Source organism: Klebsiella sp. 1SOBk10mer (assembly GCF_046602535.1).
Lineage (GTDB): Bacteria > Pseudomonadota > Gammaproteobacteria > Enterobacterales > Enterobacteriaceae > Klebsiella > Klebsiella quasipneumoniae.
On sequence record NZ_JBKIUP010000001.1, the window covers coordinates 1,052,003 to 1,075,369 of the forward strand.

General features: G+C 56.8%; 26 protein-coding genes. 10 read left to right on the forward strand and 16 right to left on the reverse strand.

Features of this window, described 5'->3' with window-relative positions; genetic code table 11:
- Window positions 1-64: 64 nt before the first annotated feature.
- A complete protein-coding gene (asr, locus tag ACLH1I_RS05095; RefSeq protein WP_032456174.1) occupies window positions 65-529 on the reverse strand; it encodes an acid resistance repetitive basic protein Asr in 465 nt (154 codons plus the stop codon).
- A gap of 177 nt (window positions 530-706) precedes the next feature.
- The gene (gene mdtK / locus ACLH1I_RS05100; RefSeq protein WP_004202895.1) at window positions 707-2,080 is read right to left on the reverse strand and encodes an MdtK family multidrug efflux MATE transporter; all 1,374 of its coding nucleotides are present in this window, start codon (window positions 2,078-2,080) and stop codon (window positions 707-709) included.
- Window positions 2,081-2,309: 229 nt separating this feature from the next.
- Between mdtK and ACLH1I_RS05105 the strand changes: the two genes are divergently transcribed.
- Window positions 2,310-2,945 (forward strand): riboflavin synthase, encoded by a 636-nt coding sequence (locus tag ACLH1I_RS05105; RefSeq protein WP_004202894.1) that lies wholly within the window; start codon window positions 2,310-2,312, stop codon window positions 2,943-2,945.
- A 36-nt stretch (window positions 2,946-2,981) separates the two neighbouring features.
- On the opposite strand, the gene cfa is transcribed toward ACLH1I_RS05105, so the two are convergent.
- On the reverse strand, window positions 2,982-4,130 hold the full coding sequence (gene cfa / locus ACLH1I_RS05110; protein WP_198079717.1) for a cyclopropane fatty acyl phospholipid synthase: 1,149 nt from the start codon (window positions 4,128-4,130) through the stop codon (window positions 2,982-2,984).
- Between the two features lie 294 nt (window positions 4,131-4,424).
- Complete coding sequence (gene punC, locus ACLH1I_RS05115) at window positions 4,425-5,606, reverse strand: purine nucleoside transporter PunC (RefSeq protein WP_065802511.1); 1,182 nt, start codon at window positions 5,604-5,606, stop codon at window positions 4,425-4,427.
- 112 nt (window positions 5,607-5,718) lie between these two features.
- Between punC and punR the strand changes: the two genes are divergently transcribed.
- Window positions 5,719-6,630, forward strand: coding sequence for a DNA-binding transcriptional activator PunR (punR, locus tag ACLH1I_RS05120; RefSeq protein WP_004202889.1), 912 nt, complete (start codon window positions 5,719-5,721; stop codon window positions 6,628-6,630).
- Window positions 6,631-6,648: 18 nt separating this feature from the next.
- Here the strand turns inward: punR and purR are convergent, their stop codons facing one another.
- Window positions 6,649-7,674 (reverse strand): HTH-type transcriptional repressor PurR, encoded by a 1,026-nt coding sequence (gene purR / locus ACLH1I_RS05125; RefSeq protein ID WP_004202888.1) that lies wholly within the window; start codon window positions 7,672-7,674, stop codon window positions 6,649-6,651.
- Window positions 7,675-7,966: 292 nt separating this feature from the next.
- Between purR and ACLH1I_RS05130 the strand changes: the two genes are divergently transcribed.
- Together ACLH1I_RS05130 and ACLH1I_RS05135 are read left to right on the forward strand one after the other, a co-directional pair.
- Window positions 7,967-8,059 carry a YnhF family membrane protein gene (locus tag ACLH1I_RS05130; RefSeq protein ID WP_002907776.1) on the forward strand — a complete coding sequence of 31 codons (93 nt, stop codon included), beginning with the start codon at window positions 7,967-7,969 and terminating at the stop codon, window positions 8,057-8,059.
- A gap of 167 nt (window positions 8,060-8,226) precedes the next feature.
- A complete protein-coding gene (locus ACLH1I_RS05135) occupies window positions 8,227-9,396 on the forward strand; it encodes an MFS transporter (RefSeq protein WP_109883115.1) in 1,170 nt (389 codons plus the stop codon).
- A 59-nt stretch (window positions 9,397-9,455) separates the two neighbouring features.
- Here ACLH1I_RS05135 and sodB read toward each other — a convergent pair whose 3' ends face one another.
- Window positions 9,456-10,037 carry a superoxide dismutase [Fe] gene (sodB, locus tag ACLH1I_RS05140; protein WP_004202885.1) on the reverse strand — a complete coding sequence of 194 codons (582 nt, stop codon included), beginning with the start codon at window positions 10,035-10,037 and terminating at the stop codon, window positions 9,456-9,458.
- A 481-nt stretch (window positions 10,038-10,518) separates the two neighbouring features.
- Between sodB and ACLH1I_RS05145 the strand changes: the two genes are divergently transcribed.
- Window positions 10,519-11,004 carry a helix-turn-helix domain-containing protein gene (locus ACLH1I_RS05145; RefSeq protein ID WP_198079720.1) on the forward strand — a complete coding sequence of 162 codons (486 nt, stop codon included), beginning with the start codon at window positions 10,519-10,521 and terminating at the stop codon, window positions 11,002-11,004.
- Here the strand turns inward: ACLH1I_RS05145 and ACLH1I_RS05150 are convergent.
- Window positions 10,959-11,831 (reverse strand): C40 family peptidase, encoded by an 873-nt coding sequence (locus tag ACLH1I_RS05150; protein WP_004189707.1) that lies wholly within the window; start codon window positions 11,829-11,831, stop codon window positions 10,959-10,961. The genes ACLH1I_RS05145 and ACLH1I_RS05150 overlap by 46 nt on opposite strands.
- Window positions 11,832-12,171: 340 nt before the next feature.
- Here ACLH1I_RS05150 and ACLH1I_RS05155 point away from each other — a divergent pair, with 340 nt between their 5' ends.
- Window positions 12,172-12,519: a Grx4 family monothiol glutaredoxin gene (locus ACLH1I_RS05155; RefSeq protein WP_002907768.1), complete on the forward strand. Its 348-nt coding sequence runs from the start codon at window positions 12,172-12,174 to the stop codon at window positions 12,517-12,519.
- A 47-nt stretch (window positions 12,520-12,566) separates the two neighbouring features.
- Here the strand turns inward: ACLH1I_RS05155 and rnt are convergent, their stop codons facing one another.
- From rnt to ACLH1I_RS05175, 4 genes are all read right to left on the reverse strand, one after another.
- The gene (gene rnt, locus ACLH1I_RS05160) at window positions 12,567-13,214 is read right to left on the reverse strand and encodes a ribonuclease T (protein WP_048294973.1); all 648 of its coding nucleotides are present in this window, start codon (window positions 13,212-13,214) and stop codon (window positions 12,567-12,569) included.
- Window positions 13,215-13,351: 137 nt separating this feature from the next.
- Window positions 13,352-13,759: a lactoylglutathione lyase gene (gene gloA, locus ACLH1I_RS05165; protein ID WP_004202879.1), complete on the reverse strand. Its 408-nt coding sequence runs from the start codon at window positions 13,757-13,759 to the stop codon at window positions 13,352-13,354.
- A 78-nt stretch (window positions 13,760-13,837) separates the two neighbouring features.
- Window positions 13,838-14,935: an alkene reductase gene (locus ACLH1I_RS05170; RefSeq protein ID WP_004202878.1), complete on the reverse strand. Its 1,098-nt coding sequence runs from the start codon at window positions 14,933-14,935 to the stop codon at window positions 13,838-13,840.
- Window positions 14,936-14,988: 53 nt separating this feature from the next.
- Window positions 14,989-15,588: a TetR/AcrR family transcriptional regulator gene (locus ACLH1I_RS05175; RefSeq protein WP_004202876.1), complete on the reverse strand. Its 600-nt coding sequence runs from the start codon at window positions 15,586-15,588 to the stop codon at window positions 14,989-14,991.
- 139 nt (window positions 15,589-15,727) lie between these two features.
- Between ACLH1I_RS05175 and ACLH1I_RS05180 the strand changes: the two genes are divergently transcribed.
- From ACLH1I_RS05180 to sodC, 3 genes are all read left to right on the forward strand, one after another.
- Window positions 15,728-15,970: a DUF1289 domain-containing protein gene (locus tag ACLH1I_RS05180; protein WP_017901094.1), complete on the forward strand. Its 243-nt coding sequence runs from the start codon at window positions 15,728-15,730 to the stop codon at window positions 15,968-15,970.
- A 48-nt stretch (window positions 15,971-16,018) separates the two neighbouring features.
- Window positions 16,019-16,915, forward strand: a complete 897-nt coding sequence (locus tag ACLH1I_RS05185; protein ID WP_004202873.1) for an aldo/keto reductase family oxidoreductase — start codon at window positions 16,019-16,021, stop codon at window positions 16,913-16,915.
- A 69-nt stretch (window positions 16,916-16,984) separates the two neighbouring features.
- A complete protein-coding gene (gene sodC / locus ACLH1I_RS05190; RefSeq protein ID WP_017901092.1) occupies window positions 16,985-17,506 on the forward strand; it encodes a superoxide dismutase [Cu-Zn] SodC in 522 nt (173 codons plus the stop codon).
- Here the strand turns inward: sodC and ACLH1I_RS05195 are convergent.
- From ACLH1I_RS05195 to ACLH1I_RS05205, 3 genes are read right to left on the reverse strand one after another with little or no spacing between them, the layout of a single operon-like run.
- Window positions 17,499-19,523 (reverse strand): FUSC family protein, encoded by a 2,025-nt coding sequence (locus ACLH1I_RS05195; protein WP_004202870.1) that lies wholly within the window; start codon window positions 19,521-19,523, stop codon window positions 17,499-17,501. The two genes, sodC and ACLH1I_RS05195, sit on opposite strands and share 8 nt — an antisense overlap.
- On the reverse strand, window positions 19,523-20,419 hold the full coding sequence (locus ACLH1I_RS05200; RefSeq protein ID WP_099441281.1) for an HlyD family secretion protein: 897 nt from the start codon (window positions 20,417-20,419) through the stop codon (window positions 19,523-19,525). Before ACLH1I_RS05200 ends, ACLH1I_RS05195 begins: the two co-directional genes overlap by 1 nt.
- 10 nt (window positions 20,420-20,429) lie before the next feature.
- Window positions 20,430-20,666, reverse strand: a complete 237-nt coding sequence (locus tag ACLH1I_RS05205) for a DUF1656 domain-containing protein (RefSeq protein ID WP_151385221.1) — start codon at window positions 20,664-20,666, stop codon at window positions 20,430-20,432.
- Between the two features lie 172 nt (window positions 20,667-20,838).
- Between ACLH1I_RS05205 and slyA the strand changes: the two genes are divergently transcribed.
- Window positions 20,839-21,279 (forward strand): transcriptional regulator SlyA, encoded by a 441-nt coding sequence (gene slyA, locus ACLH1I_RS05210; RefSeq protein WP_017901090.1) that lies wholly within the window; start codon window positions 20,839-20,841, stop codon window positions 21,277-21,279.
- Between the two features lie 34 nt (window positions 21,280-21,313).
- Here the strand turns inward: slyA and ACLH1I_RS05215 are convergent, their stop codons facing one another.
- Both ACLH1I_RS05215 and slyB read right to left on the reverse strand, forming a co-directional pair.
- Window positions 21,314-22,675 (reverse strand): GGDEF domain-containing protein, encoded by a 1,362-nt coding sequence (locus ACLH1I_RS05215; protein ID WP_116397426.1) that lies wholly within the window; start codon window positions 22,673-22,675, stop codon window positions 21,314-21,316.
- 224 nt (window positions 22,676-22,899) lie between these two features.
- A complete protein-coding gene (slyB, locus tag ACLH1I_RS05220; RefSeq protein ID WP_002907749.1) occupies window positions 22,900-23,367 on the reverse strand; it encodes an outer membrane lipoprotein SlyB in 468 nt (155 codons plus the stop codon).

A 23,367-nucleotide genomic window follows, 5' to 3' on the forward strand; every position in this document is an offset into this window, starting at 1 on the left:
TGATGTCCTCCTGAAAAAAAACCGGCGCTATTCAGCGCCGGTTTATTACCTTAACGCCTGACCGTTATGCCGCCGGTTGTACCGCCGGTTTGGCTGCGTGGTGCGCCGCTTTATGGTGCTTCTTCGCCGCCTGGGCTTTCTGCGCTACGGCCGGTTTTGTCGCCGCTTTATGGTGTTTCTTTGCTGCCTGGGCTTTCTGCGCTACGGCCGGTTTCGCCGCGGCTTTATGGTGTTTCTTTGCTGCCTGGGCTTTCTGCGCTGCTTCCGGTTTCGCCGCGGCTTTGTGATGCTTCTTCGCTGCCTGGGCTTTCTGCGCTACGGCCGGTTTTGTCGCCGCTTTATGGTGTTTCTTCGCTGCCTGGGCTTTCTGTTCGGCTGCCGGTTTCGCCGCCGCTTTGTGATGTTTCTTGTGGTGAACGGTGGTGTGGCTGGCTGCGGTAGCCGGGGTGGTGGTCGCGGCGTCGGCTGCGAAAGCAACAGATGACAGACCCATAGCAGCGGCAACAACCAGAGCTAATACTTTTTTCATGCTGAAATCCTCGAATTGGTTTCCTGAGTAACCCCACTGCGGGGCTGTTGGCCACACTATATGCATCTCCGGGGCGCTCATCAGTGAGTCTTTGGTGTCGGGGAGTAACGGAATGTACAACGTCGGAACATAACTGAAGAAAGAAAAAGCCCGCCAGGGTGGCGGGCTTTGGCAGGATTAGCGCGCGGCGCGCTGTAAGATGATGCTGGAGGGCTGGCGCTGCAGAAAACGCATCCGCAGCATCATCATAATAGCGGCGGAGGTCAGGCCGATGATAAATCCGCACCAGAAGCCGGCGGGCCCCATGCGGGGGACAATCACGTCGGTCAGCGCCAGCAGGTAGCCGCTGGGTAAACCCAGCACCCAGTACGCGGTAAAGGTGATAAAAAAGATAGACCGCGTATCTTTATAGCCGCGCAGGATACCGCTGCCGATCACCTGAATAGAGTCCGAGATCTGGTAGACCGCCGCCAGCAGCATCAGATGCGAGGCCAGCATCACCACCTCCGGGTTATCGTTGTACAGCAGGGCAATTTGCTTGCGCATCAGCACGGTAAAGATAGCGGTAAACACCGCCAGGCAGACGCCCACGCCCACACCCGTACGGGCGGAAACCTGGGCATCGATCGTTGAGCCCTGGCCGAGGCGGAAGCCGACGCGAATGGTGACCGCGGCCGCCAGCGACAACGGCAGAACGAACATCAGCGAGCTGAAGTTCAGCGCAATCTGGTGGCCGGCGACGTCAATGATCCCGAGCGGGGAGACCAGCAGCGCGACGACGGCAAACAGGGTCACTTCGAAGAATAGCGCCAGGGCGATGGGTAGCCCCAGCTGCACCAGCCGCAGCAGGACGGCGAAATCGGGGCCGCTGAAGCCCTCGGCGCAGCGGATATCGCGCATCGAACGCGACCGGCGCACCCACCACAGCATACTGGCAAACATCACCCAGTAAACGGAGGCGGTCGCCACGCCGCAGCCGACGCCGCCCAGCTCTGGCATGCCGAAATGGCCATAGATAAAGATGTAGTTCACCGGAATGTTGACCAGTAAACCGATAAAGCCCATGACCATTCCGGGCTTGGTTTTTGCCAGCCCTTCACACTGGTTACGGGCGACCTGGAAGAACAGATAGCCCGGCGCCCCCCACAGCAGCGCGCGCAGATAGCCAACCGCTTTCTCCGCCAGCAGCGGGTCGATATTATGCATGGAGCTGATGATATACCCGGCATTCCACAGCACGACCATGATCAGCACCGAGACCAGCCCCGCCAGCCAGAAGCCCTGACGCACCTGCGGCGCGATACGCTCCCGCCGCCCGGAGCCATTAAGCTGCGCCACCACCGGGGTCAGCGCCAGCAGCAGCCCATGGCCGAAGAGAATGGCCGGCAGCCAGATGGAGGTTCCGATGGCCACCGCAGCCATATCGGTGGCGCTGTAGCCGCCCGCCATCACGGTATCGACAAAACCCATCGCCGTCTGCGCTACCTGCGCAAGAATGACGGGTATAGCCAGAGCTAATAACTGACGCGCTTCAATGAAATACTTCTGCACGTGAACACCTTTGTATTGTTGTTATTTTGAGACTAAAAAAGCCGCCGTAACTGGCAGCAAGGGGATAAAAATGAGGAAATTCCAGTCTATTGTAGCGAGGATTAGCCATTAAGCCAGTGAAAAAAGAGTCGAGGCACGAAGCGCGCTGGCAACCGCTCAGCCCTCCTGTTATTGTTCCCGATAGCGAAAACGGTAATGATACCGTCATGATTTTCAACAGGAGCCAAACATGTTTACTGGTATTGTTCAGGGAACCGCGAAAGTGGTCTCCATTGATGATAAACCCAATTTTCGCACCCACGTGGTGGAGCTGCCGGCGCATATGCTGGAGGGGCTCGAAACCGGGGCATCGGTAGCCAACAACGGTTGCTGTCTGACGGTGACCGACATCAACGGCGCGCGCATCAGCTTTGATCTCATGAAAGAGACGCTGCGGATTACCAATCTCGGCGATATTCAGGTCGGGGATGAAGTTAACGTTGAGCGGGCGGCGAAATTCAGTGATGAAATCGGCGGGCATTTGATGTCCGGCCATATTATGACCACCGCGGAAATCGTGAAGATCCTCACTTCCGAAAATAACCGTCAGATCTGGTTTAAAGTACAGGACCCGACGCTGATGAAATATATCCTTTATAAAGGATTCATCGGTATCGATGGCATCAGCCTGACGGTAGGTGAGGTGACGGCAACCCGATTCTGCGTGCATCTTATTCCGGAGACGCTGCAGCGGACCACGCTGGGGGCGAAAAAGCTGGGCGACCGCGTCAATATCGAGATCGACCCGCAAACCCAGGCGGTTGTCGATACGGTCGAACGCGTGCTGGCGGCGAAAGAGATGGCGGCAAAGGTCAGTGAAGCCTGAAAAAAAATCCCCCGCCGGTGAGCGGGGGACTGTGTTTTAACGGGCGACGCGCAGTCCGTGTTCAACCCCGCGCGAGAACACCACCTGCCAGAGCTGAATGTCGCGGGCGCGGAAGGCGCCGGCGCAGGCGTTCAGGTAATAACTGAACATGCGTTTGAAACGCTCTGAATAGTTATCGGCAATTTCCGGCCAGCTCGCGAGGAAACGCTCATACCAGGCCATCAGGGTGGTGTCGTAATCGGCGCCGAAGTTGTGCCAGTCTTCCATCACAAAGTGCTTCTCGCTGGCATCGGCGATCTGCCGTACCGACGGCAGGCAGCCGTTGGGGAAGATATATTTATTGATCCACGGGTCAACGTTATGGTCGGTGACTTTGGAACCGATGGTGTGCAGTAAGAAGCGGCCGTTGGGTTTTAAATTACGATCGGCGACCTCAAAGTAGGTGGCGTAATTTTTGGGACCCACATGCTCGAACATGCCGACGGAGACAATGCGGTCGAAGCTGTCGTGCAGATCGCGATAATCCTGAAGACGAATCTCTACGTCAAGGCCATCGCAGCGCGCCTGGGCCATCTTTTGCTGTTCGGCGGAGATGGTCACGCCGACAACGCTCACCTGGTAATTTCGCGCCATATAATCGGCAAGACCGCCCCAGCCGCAGCCGATATCCAACACTCGCATGCCTGGCTCGAGCTCCAGCTTACGGCAGATGAGATCCAGCTTATCCTGCTGCGCGGCTTCGAGGGTCTGCGCCTCTTTCCAGTAACCGCAGGAATATTGCATGTAGGGATCCAACATCCGGCTGAAAAGATCGTTGCCGAGGTCATAGTGCTCTTTGCCGACAATCCAGGCGCGTTTTTTACTTTGCAGGTTAAACAGGCGAGCGCCTGCGATGCGGAGTGTGTCTTTGAAATGATGAGGGAGTTGTTTTTCCAGCCCGGCGCGGAGCACTTTATGGAAGAATATATCCAGACGCTCGCAGTCCCACCAGCCGTCCATATAGCTTTCACCTAAACCCAGCGACCCCTCCTGCAATACGCGTTTAAAAAAAAGAGGGTTTTTAATCCGCAGGTCTGACGGCGCGGAGCCGTTGATTTCAATTCCCGCACGGCCCAACAATTCAGCTGCAATCCGGTACCAGTCATCATTTGGTACACTTACTTCTTCTATACACGATGAACTCATAGCTTCTCCATCACGCCCAAGTGATCAGAACCTTAAAACAGCGTAGACGCTTTTTTGGCTTTGTGAGAAATCTCACGGATAATCCGTGAAGTCGCTATCCGACGTAGAACAGAGGAAGGGAGATAACCCTTGCCGAAAGGCCTTCCATGGTGAAACGGAGGCATCCTGCATCCGTTAATCTGTTAAATATTTTTTATTTATGTGAACCCGGATCCAGTATAGGACGCTAAGTACTGGCTTTCAATAAAAATATCTTAGCGTGCTAATCACTGGTCCGGGCTCTGGCGACGGGCGTCAGGCTTGGGAAGAGTGGGCCGCCAGCTCTGGCGTCTGCTGCAGTCGGTAACCCACTCCGGCTAACAAAATAGAGACCAGCATCACGCTGGTGGTGGTCAGCAGCGGCGTGGCGATCAGCGCGGAGACTAACAGGCTGGTCAGGAAGCACAGGCCAAGCTGGAGCGTGTTCTGCAGCGCCGCCGCGCGGCCGGTTGCCTGCGGGAAAGGCTTCAGCGCCTGAGCGACCACAATAGGGTAGATCCCACCGTTGACTACCGCCATCAGGCAGAACGGGATCATTAACGCCACCAGCGAGGCATGCGTTTGCAGACCCACCAGCCAGGTGGCGGCGACGCTGACGGCGAAGATCACCAGCAGCCAAGGTAGCATCTGCTGTCCGGACCATTTTTGCAGCAGCGCGCGACAGCCATAACCGCCCACCAGAAAAGCGATGGTCTGCGGGATATAGCTCAACCCTATAGCGGTTGGGCCGTAGCCCATCTCATGAAGGATAAACGGCGAACCGGTAAGCCAGGCGAAGAAGCTGGCGGAACAGGCGGCGTAGATCAGGACGTTGCCGCTGTATTCCCGGGAGCGCAGCAGCGCGAGAAAAGTGATTTTCTTTTCAGTCACAGTGGCCGACTTAGCGGCGGCTTTCAGGCGCAGGGCAGGCAGCATCAGCAGCAGGGTGATGGCAAACAAGGTGGCGAAGATGGCCTGCCACTCGAAATGCACCAGCAGCCAGCTGCCCAGCAGCGGGGCCAGCGCAGGGGACAACCCTACCAGCGGCATAATGGTGGCGAAGATGCGGTTGGTGCGCTGGGCGGGATAGTAATCGGTCACCATCGCCTGCCAGGTGACCGCCGCGGCGCAGACGCCAATCGCCTGCAGAAAGCGCAGCGCCAGCATCAGAGTGGCGTTCTGCACCCACAGCATCCCCAGGCAGCCGACCGCGAAAATCGCCAGGCCGCTCAGCAGCACCGGTTTGCGCCCGTAGCGGTCCGATAGCGGCCCCCAGAACAGCTGGCCCAGCGCGAAGCCGGCCAGGAACAGGCTCAGGCTGGCGCTAATGGATGCGGCGGAGGTGTCGAGATCCTGCTGCATGGCGGCAAATGCCGGCAGATACATATCGGTGGCCAGAAAGCCCAGCACGCTCAGGCCGGCCAGCCAGACTAAAAATCCTTTCCCAGGTTGTGACATAACGTTCTCATTTTTGGAGTACAGGTACGATGCCGCAGAGTGTAGGGAGTGCATGGTGGCTTGTGAAACGCTAATATTTGTCACATGCATTCAAAAATTTTGCAGGCAGAAAATGTGGTCTGAATACTCTCTGGAAGTGGTTGATGCCGTCGCCCGTAACGGCAGCTTCAGCGCGGCGGCGCAGGAGCTGCACCGGGTGCCTTCCGCCGTCAGCTATACCGTGCGTCAGCTGGAAGAGTGGCTGGCCGTCCCCTTGTTTGAGCGCCGTCATCGTGACGTGGAGCTGACCCCTGCCGGGGTCTGGTTTTTACAGGAAGGGCGCTCTGTTATCAAAAAAATGCAGATCACCCGCCAGCAGTGCCAGCAAATCGCTAACGGCTGGCGTGGGCAGTTGTCAATCGCGGTGGACGATATCGTGAAACCCGCGCGGATGCGCCAGATGATCGTGGATTTCTATCGCCATTTTCCCGACGTCGAACTGATCGTTTTCCAGGAAGTGTTCAACGGCGTATGGGATGCACTGGCCGACGGCCGCGTGGAGCTGGCGATTGGCGCAACGCGTTCGATTCCTGTCGGGGGGCGCTACGCGTTCCGCGATATGGGGATGCTGAGCTGGGACTGCGTGGTGGCGAGCGATCATCCGCTGGCGAAGATGGCGGGTCCGCTGAGCGATGATGTCCTGCGCAACTGGCCGTCGCTGGTGCGGGAGGATACCTCGCGTTCATTGCCCAAAAGGACAACGTGGCTGCTGGATAACCAGAAGAGGGTGGTGGTCCCCGACTGGGAATCGTCGGCCACCTGTCTGTCGGCAGGGCTCTGCGTCGGCATGGTGCCAAGCCATTTCGCCCGGCCATGGGTAGATCGCGGCGAGTGGACCGCGCTGGCGCTGGAAAATCCGTTTCCGGATGCGGCCTGCTGTCTGACCTGGCAGCAGAATGATGCTTCACCGGCGTTAAACTGGATGCTGGACTACCTGGGGGACAGCGACACGTTGAATCGGGAGTGGCTGCGGGCGCCGGAGTGATCCGCGCCCGCCAGTGCTTTAGCGACGATAGTCGACAAACGGGCCATCCGCCACTGAGCGGCGTTCGACCAGCCGAGGGTGCACCTCGATAGACTGCGACTCTTCGCGCTTGTTGACGATACGATCCAACAACATATTGAACGCGGCTTCGCCCAGCGAATCTTTCGGCTGATGAATGGTGGTTAACGCCGGGCTGAAATAGCGGGCGTTGCGCACATTATCATAACCGATCAGCGAAATGTCCTGTGGCACGCGCAGCCCCATTTCATCCGCGGCGCAGATGGCGCCCATCGCCATAATGTCGCCGCCGCAGAAGACCGCCGTTGGACGGTGCTGCTGGCTGAGGATCTGCTGCATGGCGCGGTAGCCGGACTCCGGCTCGAAGTCGCCCTGTACAATCCAGTTTTCCGGCACGCTGATATGCGCCTCTTTCATCGCCTGCATGAAGCCGGCCAGTCGCCCCGCGCCGGTGTTGCGCTCCAGCGGGCCCGGGATCACGCCGATTTCGCGGTGACCGCGTTCAATCAGGTAACGTCCGGCGATATACCCGCCCTGGAAGGCGTTATCGATCACCGCATCGGTAAAGTCGGCTTTGGCTTCGCCCCAGTCCATCACCACCATCGGAATATGGCGGTACTCTTCCAGCATGCTCAGGACGGAATCCGGATATTCCGAACACATCACCAGCAGACCGTCGACGCGTTTTTGCGCCATCATCGACAGATAGGCACGCTGTTTTTCCGGGTCGTTCCAGGCGTTGCCGAGGATCAGAGTATAGCCTTTCTGGAAACAGCTCTTTTCCACGGACTCAATGATTTCAGCGAAATAGGCGGCTTCGCTACTGGTCGCTAGCAGGCCAATCGATTTTGTATGATTGACTTTCAGGCTGCGGGCCACCGCGCTCGGCGAGTAGTGCAGCTCTTTAATCGCCGCCCATACCGCATTACGCGTCTCTTCGGCAACGAAACGGGTTTTGTTAATTACATGTGACACAGTTGTAGTGGAAACGTTTGCGCGCTTCGCTACATCTTTAATAGTTGCCATTACATCTCACTCCATGCCTTGACCTGATCGCCTGATCATCGATACGTAAACGTTTGCCTACACACACCCTGAATACAATTTTCAACATTGCATCACGTCGGGAAAACGACACAGAACGACAGGAAGGGGTCAATGGCCGATACGCTTTTAAATTAGCGTGGGATTTTGTCCGATCTTGGGGCAAAGTGGAAGAGCAAAAATGTGCATCGCCCTAAATCCCGGAAGATTTTTGCGATTTTTTGTGCAAAAATGAGCAAGCTCACTTTTGGTGTGGGGATAACAAGAGGGAAAAATGATGGATACCAATTTAAAGTTTTCGCTGATCACCACGATTATTGCTCTCGGCGTGATCGTCGCATTCAGCCTGACCGCCATACTGCACTAATGCTCCAATGAGGGAGGAGCGCGGCTTCCTCCCCGTATCCCGCCATTATTATCAATTCTGCAAAAATCTTTTGTCATTTCGTTCACTTTTGTTTTTTTGTGATTGATGTCATGCTTTTGGCTTCTGATGTTATGCCGTCCCTCCCGACGGTCTGATGGAGTCATTGAATGAAAATCAACTTTCCTTTACTCGCGCTGGCGATCGGCGCCTTTGGCATCGGTACCACCGAGTTCTCCCCAATGGGATTGCTGCCGGTGATTGCCAAAGGCGTGGACGTTTCAATACCGGTGGCGGGAATGCTGATCAGTGCATATGCCATCGGCGTCATGGTCGGTGCGCCGCTGATGACTCTGCTGCTGTCGCATCGCGCCCGACGCAATACGCTGATTTTTCTGATGGGGATCTTCACCGTCGGCAACCTGCTGTCATCCATTGCGCCGGATTACACTACGCTGCTGCTGTCGCGCATTATTACCAGCCTCAACCACGGCGCCTTTTTTGGCCTGGGGTCGGTGGTGGCGGCCAGCGTGGTGCCCAGGCACAAGCAGGCCAGCGCGGTGGCCACCATGTTTATGGGCCTCACCATCGCTAATATCGGCGGCGTGCCTGCCGCGACCTGGCTTGGGGAAACCATCGGCTGGCGGATGTCCTTCCTCGCCACCGCGGGGTTAGGCCTGCTGGCAATGGTGAGCCTGTGGTTCTCCCTGCCGAAGGGCAGTGCGGGCGAGCGGCCGGATGTCAAACAAGAGCTTTCGGTCCTGTTACGGCCGCAGGTGCTCTCAGCCTTGCTGACCACCGTGCTGGGCGCCGGGGCGATGTTTACGCTGTATACCTACATTTCGCCGGTCCTAAATACGCTGACCCATGCTTCATCGTTGTTTATTACCGCGATGCTGGTGCTGATTGGGGTTGGTTTTTCGCTGGGCAACTATCTGGGTGGCAAATTCGCCGACCGGTCGGTCTCCGGCACGCTGAAAGGCTTTCTGCTACTGCTGATGGCGATCATGCTGGCGATCCCGCTGCTGGCGCAATCCCAGGCGGGTGCGGCCATCAGTATGATCGTCTGGGGCGCAGCCACCTTTGCGGTGGTGCCGCCGCTGCAGATGCGAGTGATGCGCGTGGCGCATGAGGCGCCGGGGCTCTCATCTTCGGTGAATATTGGGGCGTTCAACCTTGGCAACGCGCTGGGCGCCGCCGCCGGCGGGGCGGTGATCTCCGGCGGACTGGGATACGCTTTTGTGCCGGTGATGGGCGCGATCATTGCCGGTCTGGCGCTGCTGCTGGTCTGGTTTAGCGGACGAGCGCAGCCGGAAGAGGCCTTTGCCAGTCAGTCATAAACGGGTGGGAAAGCGCTAAAAAAACCGCAGCCGGGGGGGACCCAGCTGCGGTTTGTCGTTTATGCGGCCAGGTTAGCGGCAACAAACTTCCAGTTAACCAGCGCCCAGAAGTGATCCAGATAGCTTGGACGGGCGTTGCGGTAGTCGATGTAGTAAGCGTGTTCCCAGACGTCAACGGTCAGCAGCGGCTTGGCGTCGGTGGTCAGCGGGGTACCGGCGTTGCTGGTGGAGACAATAGCCAGGCTGCCGTCGGCATTTTTGACCAGCCAGGTCCAGCCAGCGCCAAAGTTTTTCGCCGCGGCGTCGGTAAATTTGGCCTTAAACTCAGCGAAGCTGCCGAAGGATTTGGCAATAGCGGCAGCCAGCTCGCCTTCCGGTTCGCCGCCGGCGTTCGGTGCCAGGCAGTTCCAGTAGAAGGTGTGGTTCCAGACCTGCGCCGCGTTATTGAAAACACCGCCTTCAGAGGTGCGCACGATCTCTTCGAGCGACTTCCCTTCGAATGCGGTGCCTTTGATCAGGTTGTTAAGGTTAGTGACATACGCCTGGTGATGTTTACCGTAGTGGTATTCCAGGGTTTCTGCGGAAATGTGCGGCGCCAGGGCGTCTTTTGCATATGGTAATGCAGGTAATTCAAACGACATTGCTACTCTCCTTATAACTTTTTTGTTTTATCTCACATTGACAAGATGAGGTTTTCACCTGAATCGAGTGCTGACCGCCCGACGCTGTCGCGTCCCGGGCCTGTTATTGTATTGAGAATGTTAACATTTGCCGCAGGCAGTGAAAAGCCTTACAACGATAAAGGCTATTATCACAGGCGCAACTGCCGAAGGCTTAACCGTTTTCTGCGGAGCAGAGCGTTAAGACGCCCGTAGATGTTGCAAAAATGTATAAGTTAAAGGGGGCAGGGGCACGGGTCTCTCGCCGCGATGGTTCATTCCTCAGCTCGTCATTCGAAGATCCCTGCAGCGCAAGCGCCTGAGTGGAAATAAGCATTTTAAATCAATTAATTAATGATGCTATGCTTTCAGGTAATCGCCGCTATGCCAATAATTCATTGTCTATTTTTATATTTGTATGACAAATATAGCCGCCGGCAGCAATTTCCACAGGATGGCTACGATGGCAAAAACAGATGAAGTGGTAAGCCCGAAAATGATCCCGGTAGTGCAGGGGATCGTTGAATGGATTGAAGCACATATTTTTGACACCCTGCCGGTGAGCGCGATAGCGAAAAAGTCCGGCTACTCGCACTGGTATTTCCAGCGGCAATTCGCCATGGTGACCGGCTGTACGCTGGCGAGCTACGTCAGCCGACGGAAGATGACCATCGCGACAATCTACTTAACGCAGACCGAGGCCTCGATGCAGAGTATTTCTCAACGTTTGGGGTACGACGGGCAGGCGGCATTCTGCCGCACCTTTCACCGTCACTTTGGCATGTCGCCCACCCGCTATCGTCGGGAATCGCCGGTCACAGAGGCGAATATGCAGTTTCCCCTGACGGTAGGGGCGGAGAACGGGCAGGTGAAGAGGGCTGCCGCCGTAGCGGCAGACCGGGATCAGCGAATGGTTTTCGGGGTCATGACGCGCCGGGCGCCGACGTAATGGCGAACCCAGTAATCTTCGCTCAGGGAGGTGATTTGTATATCGCGACCTGTGCGTGGTGACTGAATGAATTTCCCGTTGCCGACGTAAACGCCTACGTGGTCGGCAGTGCCGCGTCCGCGGGTGCGGAAGAAGACGAGGTCGCCGCTCTGCAGTTCGTCACGATCGACCGGACGCGCATCGCGCAGGTGATACATTTCGTTGGCGGTACGCGGGATATGAATCTTGACCAGGTCTTTGTAGGCGTAATAGACCAGCCCGCTGCAGTCGAACCCGGTGCGCGGGGAGGTGCCGCCCCAGCGATACGGTTTACCCAGCTGGCCCATCAGTTTGTTCATGGCGGTACTCTGCGCTTTTTGCACCCGGACTTTATGCGCATCGGCGATCGTCAGATTCGCTTCGCTGGCCTCGGGTTTACAGCGCTTTTTATAGCCTTTACGCACCACGCATTTGCTTTTGACGCTGTTCAACGCCAGGGTCGGCTCGGCGCTGGCGGCCACCGTTTTCGCGCACTGCTTTTTATACCCTTTACGCAGCACGCATTTTTTCGTGGCGCCGACGGCCTGACGATGAAGCGCGGTTTGGCTTGCTGCGGTAGTACGGGTAGGGAGCCGGGTGCTCGAGGACTTTTTACTGGTGGTTTTAGCGGTGGTTTTACTTTTTTGACTGGTTGCTTTTTTCTTGCGCTCTGAGCCGCTTTTCGCGGGCAACGCCTTTGGCGAGGCGGAGGCGTGCGTATGCCCTGAAGCCTGAGCCAGTGGTGTGAATGAGATAGATGTGAACAGTAATGCACAGAGCGATATCGCGATTTTGTTTAGCCGCGCCACTGAGCAATCCCCTGATTAATTACAGACATGTACAAATGCCTGACGATGAATGACAAACCGGAACGATTCTAAAGCATAAAAACCCGGAAAGTTAATATTCTTTTGTATCAAAAATGTCGATTGGTTAACGATTGCAAGAAAACGCGTCAGACATTGACCGCCTCGCACAGAAAATGCGCAACGCACGCCTGCCGGCGGCGTCAAAATGATATTTTTAAGGCAACTTCGCGCAACAGAAGATAAAATATGAATAGTGAAAAAAATGTTATTATCGGTCCTGCCCTCGGGACGCTACAATGACAAGTTACTGCCGTAGAAAGAAGTTTAAGGAAGCACGACAATGAGCTCGACTTTAGAAAAGATCCAACGCCAAATCGCTGAAAACCCGATCCTGCTGTACATGAAAGGTTCGCCGAAGCTGCCAAGCTGCGGTTTCTCCGCTCAGGCCGTTCAGGCGCTGTCCGCCTGTGGCGAACGTTTCGCTTACGTTGATATTCTGCAGAATCCGGATATCCGCGCTGAGCTGCCAAAATATGCTAACTGGCCGACCTTCCCGCAGCTGTGGGTGGACGGTGAACTGGTGGGCGGCTGCGATATCGTCATCGAAATGTACCAGCGCGGTGAACTGCAGCAGCTGATCAAAGAGACTGCGGCGAAATATCACACTGACGAGCCGAAAGCGGAATAATTCCCGCTGTCAGTAAAAAAGCGACTTCCTGGAAGTCGCTTTTTTTATCACTCCGGCGTCGCTACCGGCAGCGGCCAGCCGCCCAGACGCTTCCAGCGGTTCACTATCTCGCAAAACAGCTGCGCCGTCTGCTCGGTATCGTAGAGGGCGGAATGGGCCTGCGCGCCGTCGAACGGCATCCCCGCGGCAATACAGGCTTTCGACAGCACCGTCTGGCCCAGCGCCAGCCCGCTCAGCGCGGCGGTGTCGAAGGTGACAAACGGATGGAACGGGTTGCGTTTTAGCCCCGCCCGTTCGGCGGCGGTCATGGTGAAGCTGTGGTCAAATGTGGCGTTGTGCGCCACCATGATAGCCCGACTGCAGTCGCTTTCTTTCATCCCTTTGCGTACCATTTTGAAGATGGCATGCAGGGCATCGTATTCGCTAACGGCGCCGCGCTCTGGATCGTGCGGGTTAATCCCGTTAAAGGCCAGCGCTTCGGGCTGGAGATTGGCGCCCTCGAAAGGTTCAACATGGAAATGCAGCGTTTCATCGGGCATCAGCCAGCCATGCTCATCCATCTTCAACGTAATGGCGGCGATCTCCAGCAGGGCGTCGGTTTTGGCATTAAATCCTGCGGTTTCAACATCAATCACCACTGGATAAAAACCGCGGAAACGGTCGCACAGACCATTCAGTTGAGCGTTCTCGGACATCAGATTCTCTTAGCTGGTAAAAAGTAGCGCGCATTATGGCAAATTTTGCCACGGCTTGCAGCAGGCAGGGGTGAAAACAACGGGCGCCGCAGCGCCCGGGCGAGCGATGAAAATAAAGACGCTATGGTCGGGAGGGGTTAGTTGCCCAGCCCTTTGCCGGCGTCTTTCTCTTCAATCAGCTCAATTTTGTAACCGTCAGGATCTTCCACGAAGGCGATAACGGTGGTGCCGCCTTTTACCGGCCCGGCTTCACGGGTGACGTTGCCCCCGTTCTGGCGGATCCGCTCGCAGGCTTCGGCGGCGTTGTCGACGCTCAGCGCGATGTGACCGTAGGCGGTGCCCAGCTCATAGCTGTCCACGCCCCAGTTGTAGGTCAGTTCGATCACCGCGGTATCGCTCTCTTCGCCGTAGCCGACGAAGGCGAGGGAGTATTTGTACTCCGGGTTTTCGCTGGTGCGCAGCAGCTTCATGCCTAACACGTTGGTATAGAAGTCGATAGAACGTTGCAGGTCGCCAACGCGCAGCATGGTATGGAGTAAGCGCATAATGTCCCCTATGCAGTTTATTTGCTAGATCAGAGCGTTGAGTATAGCGGCGATACGTCGCCGCTATCAATGGAGGGATTACAGCGTAGGATAATCGGTGTAGCCTTCCGCGCCGCCGCCGTAGAAGGATTCCGGGCGCTGTGGGTTAAGCGCCGCTTTTTTCTGCAGGCGGGCCACCAGATCCGGGTTGGCGATGTAATCGCGGCCAAAGGCCACGGCATCAATCAGCCCTTTGTTGATCAGGTCGTTGGCTTTTTCAACGGTGTAGGCGCCAGCGCCAATGATCACGCCAGGGAAGCGGTCGCGAACTTTCTGACGGAAAGCTTCACTATACGGCTTGCCGCCCGCCCAGTCCGGCTCGGACATGTGCAGATAGGCGATACCGCGTTTCGCCAGCTCGCTAATCAGATACAGCGCGTCTTCTTCTTCATTCGGGCCATTATCCACATTCTGGAAGCTGCCAATCGGCGACACGCGGATGCCAATCCGGTCAGCGCTCCACTCTTTGCTCACGGCGTCGACCACTTCCAGCACCAGACGGGCGCGGTTTTCCACGCTGCCGCCATACTGGTCGGTACGCTGGTTCGCCGACGGCGAGAGGAACTGGTGCAGCAGATAGCCGTGGGCCGAGTGCAGTTCAACCAGATCGAAACCGGCGTCACGGGCATTGCCCACCGCCTGACGGAAATCATCGACGATCCCCGGGATCTCTTCGGTTTCCAGAGCGCGAGGCATCGAGGTGTCGACGCGGATGGCGTGGCCGTTTTCGTCGCGCAGCGAGGTGCGGGTGCCGGCGCTCAGCGCAGACGGCGCTACCGGTGCGGCGCCGCCGGGCTGCAGGCTGCTATGGGAAATTCGTCCGGTGTGCCACAGCTGCACGGCGATATGGCCGTTTTCCGCGTGAACGCCGGCGGTGATTTTCTGCCAGGCGGCAATCTGCTCCGGGCTGTGCAGCCCTGGCGCGCCGGCATAGCCTTTGGCCTGGGCGGAAATCTGCGTCGCTTCGGTGATGATCAGCCCGGCGCTGGCGCGCTGACGGTAGTATTCGCCCATCAGCGGGGTAGGGATATCGCCCGGCTCGATGCTGCGCAGACGCGTCAGTGGAGCCATAAATACGCGATTAGGGACGGTGACGGCACCGACTTTCAACGGGGTGAATAATTTTGATTCCGACATAATGACTCCTGAGTAGACCGGTCGTCTAGGAACTGATGAAATAAAAACGCCTGTTATACAGCAGGCGCCGCAATAATCTGTTTCGCGTGGGCAAGGGCGCTCTCCAGCGGCGTTGCGCTACGCGTTATTTTGGCCTGCAGGTTGGCGCCGAGCCACAGGGAATAGAGTACCTGCGACAGCGTCCTGGCCTCGCCGTCAAAGGTCAGACTGCCTTCCTGACGCCCTTTCTCCAGCGCGTCGCCCAGCAGGGCGATGATCTGGCTGGCGCCGTGGTCCATGGCGGTGCGCATGTCTTCCGACAGATCGCAAACCTCTGCCGACAACTTGACGGTGAGACACCCGCTAATAATCCCCTGCTGGTAAAACTGATTCAGCGTGTGCTGATAGTAGGCCAGCAGCCGATCGCGATAGTTGCCCTCGCCATGGGCGAAGTGATCGACCAGGCGCTGCAGATATCCGGCGTAATGGTTTTCAAGCAAGGCGACGCCGAAGGCTTCTTTAGAGCGAAAGTAATGATAGAAAGAGCCCTTGGGCACTTCCGCCGTCTTCAGGAGTTCGCTCAAGCCCATGCCGGTAAAGCCGCGATGCATGCATAGCTGCTCGCCGGTGGCCAGGATATGTTCTCGGGTATCGCAATCGCTGTGTCTGTTCATGGCGCACACTGTAGTAGACCGATTGGTCTAATGCAAGACTTAGCGCAAAAATGTTAACTGGCGCAGCACGGAGTGAACAAAATTTGCGTCGGCGCAGGGAAACGTCTTCAATGAAAGGAGATGAGGGGACAGGAGGCGTGTGGTGGCAGAGCAGTTAGAGTTTTTCCCGGTGCAGAGCCCGTGCCGGGGAATTTGTCAGACCGATGAGCGCGGCTACTGTCGCGGCTGTTTCCGTAGCCGTGAGGAGCGTTTTAACTGGCAAACGATGAGCGATGCGCAGAAACAGGAGGTATTGCGTCTGTGCCGTCAACGCCTGCTGCGCAAAATACGCGCGAACAGACCAGAGGCGGCGGAAGAACCGCAGCAACCCTCACTGTTTTAAGCCAAAAATTACGTATACTCAGAGCATTTTTTTATTGAGGAAGCGGTTATGGTTCAGCGTATTGCTATGGCTCCCCAGGGGCCGGAATTTTCGCGTTTTGTGATGGGCTACTGGCGTCTGATGGACTGGAAAATGTCGCCAGACGAGCTGGTCGGCTTTATCGAACAGCATCTCGATTTAGGCATTACCACCGTCGATCACGCCGATATCTATGGCGATTACCAGTGTGAATCCGCCTTTGGTGAAGCCCTGAAGCTGGCGCCGCATCTGCGTAGCCGGATGGAGATTGTCAGCAAATGCGGCATTGCCACCCGGGCGCGCGCTGAAAACACCATCGGTCACTACATTACCGACCGGGACCACATCGTGCTCAGCGCCGAGCAATCGCTGCGCAACCTGGCAACGGACCATCTCGATCTGCTGCTGATCCACCGGCCGGATCCGCTGATGGACGCCGACGAGGTGGCTGAAGCCTTCCTCGCGCTGCACCACAGCGGCAAGGTACGTCATTTCGGCGTCTCGAACTTTACCCCTGCCCAGTTCACCCTTCTGCAGTCGCGCCTGCCGTTTACGCTTGCTACCAACCAGGTGGAGATCTCGCCGGTGCATCAGCCGTTGCTGCTTGACGGTACCCTCGACCAGCTGCAGCAGCTGCGTATTCGTCCGATGGCCTGGTCCTGCCTCGGCGGCGGCCGCCTGTTTAATGAAGAGGGCTTTCAGCCGCTGCGCGACGAGCTGGCCCAGGTGGCCCACGAGCTCAACGCCGACAGCATCGAGCAGGTGGTTTACGCCTGGGTGATGCGCCTGCCGTCGCAGCCGCTGCCGATTATCGGCTCGGGTAAAATTGAGCGCGTGCGCTCGGCGATTGTGGCCGAAAAACTGAGTATGACCCGCCAGCAGTGGTTCCGTATCCGCAAAGCCGCGCTCGGTTACGACGTGCCGTAACGGGCATTTCGCCTCCGGAAAGCAGTTCCTGGTTTACACTTAACAGAGAGACAGCCATCCGGAGGTGTTATGCAACGATGTATTCTCGCTATCCTTTCCCTCGCATTTTGCGCTGGCGCGCAGGCCGTCAGTGAAGATGTGCCACTTAATCTCGTGACCAGCCAGGGCGTTGGTCAATCCATCGGCAGTGTAAAAATCACCGAAACCGACCGCGGACTCGAATTTGCTCCTAATCTGCGGGCGTTACCGCCGGGCAAGCACGGCTTTCATATTCATGCTGAAGGCAGCTGCCAGCCGGCGATGAAAGAGGGCAAAGCCGTAGCCGCCGGAGCGGCGGGCGGACATTACGATCCGCAACATACCGGTAAACATGAAGGGCCGTTGGGCACCGGGCATCTTGGCGATCTACCGCTGCTGGTGGTCAACGACGCGGGTGTGGCTGACCAGCCGATTATCGCTCCGCGTCTGAAAACGCTGGCGGAAGTGAAAGGCAAAGCGCTGATGGTTCATGTCGGCGGCGATAATATGGCCGACAGTCCGCAGCCGCTGGGCGGCGGCGGCGAACGGTTTGCCTGCGGGGTGATTAAGTAATCTTTTCGCCAATCGTTCCGGCGACCGGAGCCTGTTCCAGCTGCGACAGCGCGCAATACAGTCGCCATATCGCGGCGGCCAGCTCCCGGGCCGCCGGCTGATGATGGTGGTTCAGAACTTCGCAGATCCGCAGCAGCTCCTGCAGCGTGGAGGCCAGCGGCCGCTGCTGCACGCCACGCTCGCTCATCACATCGCGCAGCAGGTTGATACACAGGTCGCGCACCTGGGCGAGAGGATCGGAGCGCGTTTCCCACTCGCGAAGCTGCCAGACCACGTGGGAGCAGTTCAGCAATACCACCCCCCAGCGCAGCAGCCAGCGGCGAGCCAGCGCATCCTGGCTCTGACTGAGCTGGCTGACATGGTGATATACCAGCGATTCAAATTCGTGCTCGCTGTGCTGGGGGTGGCGGCTGAGCTGATCGACAAAGTGACGCCGTAACGCTCTGATATGGCGTCGACCTTTACGGGCGTCCGAGCCGGGACTGAGCACCGCAAAGGCCAGCCATGCAAAGCCCACGCCGACAATCTTACTTAAATTGTCATTAAAAAAGGCCGCATAGTCGTAAACCGGTGGGTTGGTGACGGAGATAAACGAGCCCATAAAGACGATAAGCTGCCCCCACAGGCCGGCAAATTTTGGCCACTGCAGCTTGAGTAACTGCATGGTGGTCAGCAACGGGAACAGAAACAGCAAGAACTGCCACAGGTCGGTTATCTGCACCATCAGGCCAAATTTCACCACAAAACTGAACAGCGACAGCAGCACCAGGGTCTGCATCAGCAGCGTCAACGAACGAAACGGCGAGGCGGAAACCGAATAGAGCACGCAGCAAATGGAGGCCAGGGTCAGGGCCGCCGCGCAGCTGGTCCACTGGGTACTGATCCCCCACGCGCCAATCGCCACCAGCGCGCAAAAGGTACGGATGCCGTTGAGCAATGCCTCTGCCTGGTCGGTGTGGCGGGCCAGCGCGGGCGCGGAAGGGACATTGAACTCGGCGATCGCCGAGGCATTTTCAACCCGGCGGATCCAGCGGCTGCTTTCCAGATAAATGCGGCAGAAATAGCGTAACCGCGCCCAAAAGGCGAGGTGGCGGTAATCCGCGTCCGGCGGCGGCGCCAGCGGCGCCAGAATGCGGGCGACGTGATAGCTGTCAGCACTGGAGGTGGCGAGCTCCGCGAGCAACGATTCCAGCACCTGGCGGGTATTGGCCGGGGCGTCAGGCCAGTTCAGCAGCATACGCCGCAGACTGGAAATGACGCTGGTCATGCGGAGCTGCTGGTGCAGCAGGTAGTTCAGCAGGGGATTTTGCCGACGGAAGCGGTAGTGGCTCCAGAAGGCCTGGATGCGCAGCAGGTTCATGGTCAGGATCTGGCCAATTACGCTTTCATGGGCGGTGCGGATGGCATCCGTCGTTTCCGGGACCCACAGCAGACTGGCGTGCTCCAGCAGGCGGGCGTGCATGGTTTTCAGGGCCGTCAGCAGATTGCTGCCATCGGAGGTGCTGGGCAGGATCATCATCATCAACCCGCCGCACAAGATCCCAACGATGACTTCGCACACGCGCGACTGGGCAATCACCCATAGCTCGTAGCTGTCGCTGATATTAATCACCGGAAAGGCGATGATGGCGCAGGTATAGCCCGCCAGCTGAAAGGCGTAGGCCACGTTATTGGTGAACAAGGCGCAGGCCCAGGTGCACAGCGCCAGCCAGCCGGAGATACTGAACAGGAACAGCCAGGGATCGTTGAGCGTATGGCCCGCCAGCAGCAGGGCGGCGCAGGCGCCGAGAAGGCTGCCGGCAATGCGGCCAAAACTTTTACTGATCACCCCGCCGACGGTGGGAAAGCTGACCACCGCCGCGGAGGTCATCGCCCAGTAGGGCTCATCCAGATCCAGTGCGTAGGCGATGCTTAACGCGAGACACATGGCGATGCCGTTGCGTAGCGCGTATCGCCACTGCGGTCGGGTGGCTTTAACCCAGGGCAGCGTGCGCCATGACAGGGTCTGCAGATTCATCACTGTCCGCCGATCGAGACGGTGCAGGTGGTACCGGAGACCAGAGTGACATCGGCCGGCAACGTCTCAAAGGCAATCCGCACCGGCACGCGCTGGGCGAGGCGGACCCAGGGGATATTCGGTTTGATATTGGCCACCAGCCCGGTTCCCTGTTCCACGCTCTGGTCGACAATCGCGCGACCGATGCTGGCGACATGCCCCTGCAGCGTCTGCTGATTGCTGTAGAGAATGATTTGCGCCGGATCGCCGATGCGAATATGGCGCAGTTTGGTCTCTTCAAAGTAGCCCAGCACGTAGAACGAATGGCTGTCCACCAGGGCAAAGACCGGATGGCCGGTGGTGGCGTAATCACCGACCCGGGTGGAGAGGTTAGTCACCCAGCCGTCTACCGGCGCTTTGACGACCGTCTGGCTGAGCTGCCACTGCGCATGTTTCAGCGCCGCCTCGCTGACACCGACTCCCGCTCTGGCGGCCGCCAGGGTAGTGGTGGCGGTATTCAGGGCGGTATTGGCGTTTTCAAGGTCTTCAGCTGAGATGGCATTTTGCGACAGGTTTCTGCGACGGCGGGCTTCGCTGGCGGCTTTGCTTTGCTCCGCCTGCGCTTTCGCCACCTCAGCTTGCGCTTTCGCCAGCTGCGCCTGGGCGTTCAGCACCGCGATGCGGTAGGGGGTGTCGTCGAGGGTAAACAATACCTCACCGGCCTTGACCTGCTGGTTATCGGCCACGTTCAGCTGCAATATACTGCCGGAAACCTGAGGGGTGATCCCGACCTGCTCGGCGCGCACTTTACCGTCGCGGGTCCAGGGGGACTGAGTGTAGAAATTCCATAACAACCACGCGGCAACCAGAGCGATGGCCGCCACCAACAGTGTTGAAAGATATTTTAATTTTTTCATAGCAGGAAGATCACCAGACAATCAGTAACACCAGGGCCAGACAGACCGAGAGCGCGAACAGGGAGAGATCCATCAGCAGTGGATGCCAGATGTCGCCCGCATACATCCAGTCACGCAGCTGGCGATGTAAAAACAGCCAGATAAAGAAGCCCAGCAGGACGGCTTTGAACAACGGAGGGAAATAGACGGATGCGCCGAACACCAGGTCCTGCAGCGGCAATCCGGATGAATTAAGACTCAGTTTCACAAGCAAAAATCCTTTGCCATAACAGGGATAACCTCAGGACGTGCTACTCTTTAACAGTGTAAATCATTGTTTTGGTTTTTGTTGAATCAAGTAATTCATTTGTTTTGATTATTCAAATGCTGCACACTATTCTAAAATCAGTATAATAACTTAGCAAGCTAATTATAAGGAGATGAAATTGGAATCGCCACTTGGTTCTGATCTGGCACGTTTAGTTCGCGTCTGGCGCGCGCTAATCGACCATCGCCTGAAACCTCTGGAGTTAACGCAGACCCACTGGGTTACGCTGCATAACATCCACCAGCTGCCGCCTGAGCAGTCGCAGATCCAGCTGGCGAAAGCCATCGGTATTGAACAACCGTCCCTGGTGCGCACGCTCGATCAGCTGGAGGAGAAAGGGCTTATTTCTCGCCAGACCTGCGCAAGCGATCGGCGAGCCAAACGCATCAAGCTGACGGAAAAAGCCGAACCGCTGATCAACGAGATGGAAGAGGTGATAGGCAAAACCCGCGATGAAATCCTCGCAGGGGTCTCGAAGCAGGAAGTGGAAACGTTGCTTCACTTAATTCGTAAACTTGAACAAAATATCCTCGATCTCCAGGCAAAAGATTAATCGTTTTGCGGCCCGGTTTATCCCGGGCCTTTTTTTACCTGCCCTGGCGTCGCCAGATTACCACCCGGTTACGTCCGCTGTTTTTTGCTTCATACATGGCTTCGTCCGCGCGTTGGACGCACTCTTCGGCTGTCACACTGCCGTCATGGGTCGTATACACGCCCATACTGATGGTCATCCGCTCTGGCAGAGGGGTTTGTTCGGCGCTGACCGCCAGGCGGATGCGCTCGGCGATCGCCTGCGCCTCGTCCTCTGCGGTGTTGACCAGCAGCAGGGCAAACTCCTCACCGCCAATGCGGGCGGCCGCGTCATCCTTACGCGAATGGCTGTCCAGCACCGAGGCGGCAAACTGGATCACCTTGTCGCCGGCGATGTGGCCATAGTTATCGTTGATGCGTTTAAAATGGTCGAGGTCGCAGATGATCACCGACAGCGGATGCTGGGCCTTCACCTTTGCCAGCTGCTGGTTGAGGGTATCGTAGAAGAAGCTGCGGTTGTAAAGCCGGGTCAGCGGGTCGCGTATCGAATTCTGGTATGAGTTGACATACTTGTGGTTAGACTCGCGATAGAGGATAAAGACGTCTACCAGCAGCACCAGGATCAGGAACAGGGTGCACAGCGTTTCAAAAAAACGCGCCTGATACCAGGCCTGATCGAGCTCCCCAACGGCAGAGAGCAGCTGGAAAATGGTGAACAAATATGCGCTGCAAAAAAAAGCGCCGCTGTACCAGAAAATATTGCGAAGTTTGCTAAACCAAATTATTAAAATCAGCGCGATAAACCAGACTGCCATCAGCAGCCAGCCAATAATACTTCGCCACAGCGGCGTAAAAGTATGGCTCAGATCGTCAATAAACCTAATGCTCAACCATGGCGAGTGGCTGGAGAAGATCCATGACAAAAAAATTATCATTAACGTAAAAACAATACATGCCGCGAAAGTCATTACATGGGCTTTAAAGGAGTGCATGATCCGTCGGCGAAAATAATACAAAATAATTGACGACGTGAATAAGACGGCCATCATTATATTGCGAAAGAAATAATATATCACAGCGTCATTTTGTTTCACCACCGGCGCGGGATTACAGCTGAGCCAGTCCGGATAGCTACTGAGGGTGCCCAGCATCAGTAACGCCGAACAGGCAAAACCGAAAGCGACAGGCGTCAGATACAGGCGACGCTTGCTGCTCCAGTATTTCATGCCCATAAAACAGGCAATAGTGATATGAAAAACCATCAGAAAACTGGTCAGCAGGGGAAATAGTATTGATGAGGTGCTGTTGAATCTGGTCTCAAAAGAGCTGGTTAACCCGGTAATGCCGACTCCGGCCAGCAAACAAATAAAAAAATAAATGATAAGACGTCTAACAACATGACTCACATGTTTGGTCATAGGCAATATTCCAGAATAATAAACAACAGCAACGAGGTTGGGTTGGCTTAATAATATTAACGGTTATAAGAGTAGTGGGGGCTGTGGGCAAAGATATTGCGCAGGCGCAATGATTGATGAAATATTAAAATTAATATGTGTTATCGCTAATACAAAACTTTTACGGCGAGATAAATGTGGGTGATAAGTACGATGCGGCGCAACTGGCCGCATCGTGACAGGTGTTAGCGAGGAGAGACGGTGACCTGGCTGCCGCTGCCGGCAATGGCTACGCGCTGTCCAACAGAGAACGGGGTGCTGCCCTGTTTCTGTACCACCATGATGGTGTTGCCATCATCTTTACGAATTTCCAGTTCCACGCCCTGGGTTTTATTCATGGCGCCCTGTACGCCCTGACCGGCTACGCCGCCCGCGACCGCGCCAGCCGCAGTGGCCAGAGAACGTCCGGTGCCGCCGCCGATGGTATTCCCGAGGAAGCCGCCCAGAACCGCGCCGCCAATCGCCCCGATGGCATTGCTGTCGTCGCCGCTCTGGATCTGTACGGCGCGGGTATGCACGATGGTACCGTATGTCACGCTCTGCACCTGTTTGGCTTCAGATGCGGAATAAACGTCGCCGGACAGGCCGCTGCTGCTCACACAGCCCGCGAGCGTAAAACCAATCATCGATACAGCCAAAACACGTAAAATCAT